The sequence below is a fragment of the Kocuria sp. CPCC 205261 genome (assembly GCF_040981025.1).
In the GTDB taxonomy this organism is placed as follows: Bacteria; Actinomycetota; Actinomycetes; order Actinomycetales; family Micrococcaceae; genus Kocuria; species Kocuria marina.
In genome coordinates this window covers 1-1687 of record NZ_JAVKPU010000033.1, presented here as the reverse complement: position 1 = coordinate 1687, position 1687 = coordinate 1, and the positions used below count along the sequence as shown (strand labels likewise).

1 pseudogene is annotated in these 1687 nt (G+C 69.2%); it reads right to left on the bottom strand.

Going from position 1 to position 1687, the window contains the following annotated elements:
* Positions 1-70 precede the first annotated feature (70 nt).
* Positions 71-1577, bottom strand: a pseudogene (locus RF646_RS13240) (IS1634 family transposase).
* Positions 1578-1687: the final 110 nt, after the last annotated feature.

Below are 1687 nucleotides of genomic sequence, written 5' to 3'. Positions count from 1 at the left end.
CCCGAGTCGTGCCAATTTAGTGTGTTGGCCATTCGGTGCCGGTGGCGGTGAGGATCTCGCTGGCTGCCGGTCAGCGGGTCGGCGGCGACGTGGGGGTGACCGGCGATGACGACGGTGACCTGTTGCAGCGGGCGTAGGGCCTGGACGATCTTCTTGATGCTCATCCCGGTCTGATCCTGCAGGTGACGGGCGACGGCCAGGGCGGTGACGACGATGGTGAGGTGGGCCTCGATGGCATCGCGGTCGTGGTGGAACATGGGCCTGGCCCGCAGGTCGGTCTTGCTCATCCGGAACGAGGCCTCGACCTGCCACAACGAGTGGTAGGAGGCGATCACCTCCGCTGCGGGCATGGTCGTGACGGGCAGGTTGGTGACGTAGCCCTTCAGCCCGGCCAGGCTGCGGGCGCGGGTCAGGGCGTCCTCGTCCAGGCGCGTCGAGCCGTTCACCGTCTTCACGAACCGCGGTGTGCGGGCTGGCTTCTCGCCGGCGATGACCGCCTTGGCGCGGTTCTCCTGCAGGGTGAGGGTGGCCCGGTCCCGTGCGGCGCGCTTGACGGAGTACGCCCATACCGCCCGCCACGACCGATCGTGCACCGCGGGGTCCCACACGGGTTCGGCGCGCTTGGTGACGTCGTTGACCGAGGCCGCCTTGGTGGTGGCCACCCGTGGAGTGATGGTGTCGATGATCTGTCCGTCGGTGAACGCATCCCCGTGCCACCGGAAATGAGAAGCGAGGTCGCCGGGGGCCTTGGTGACCCGCGAGCCGACGATGAACCGCAACCCGGCCGCATCCAGCTCCTTGAGGTTCGATGAGGAGAGCATGCCCGCGTCGGCGACCACCACGATGTCGGCCAGGTTGTGGCGCTGCTGGAACTGCTCGATGATCGGCAGGATCGTGGCGGTCTCGGCCTTGTTGCCCTCGAAGCACCCCACCTCCAGCGGGAACCCGGCACGGTCCACGAGCAGCCCCACGACGACCTGCGGGTCCACGCGCCGCTCCTTCGAATAGCCGACCTTGCGCAGCTCGTCCTCCTGCTCGGCCTCGAAGTAGAGGGTGGTTACGTCGTACAGGACCAGCGACAGGTCCCCGTGCCCGGCGGCGTGGGCGAAGCACGCCGCGGCGACCTGGTCGCGGTAGCCGCGTTCCTGGGCCCGGGCCAGGCACCGGAACATCGTGCGCAGCGACGCGTGCGGCACACCGAGCTCGTCCAGCACCCGCAGCGAGTCGGCCTTGCTCGTGGGTTCCACGATCCGCGCCAGCACCAGCGCCTTGAACGCCTCATCGCCCAGGGCATCGAACCCCAACCTGGCGTACGCGCTGGTCAGCACGTGCCACAGCAGTGCGCTGCACTTGCCGGTGATCACCGACTGCCCCGCCGGCACCGCGCCCGCGCTCAGGTCGAGCTCGCCCTGACCCGGGTGCATCTTCACCCGGGCGGCCTCCAACAGCGCGGTCAGCTCGGCCTCGGTGTGCGCTGAGCCCAGGTGCTCGAGGACTTTGTCCCGCCCGCCCCGGCGCTCAGCGATCTGCACCGCCGTCGCCCCCGACGCCGTCCGGACCTTACGCACGAACACCACGGTCCGACCCTACCCACCCGATTAGTGTGTCGCCGACCCCCGCCACAGGACCCTGACCAGCGACAACACCGGCCAAGTCAGCCAGGAGCTCTCAAGTGGCACGAGTCAGG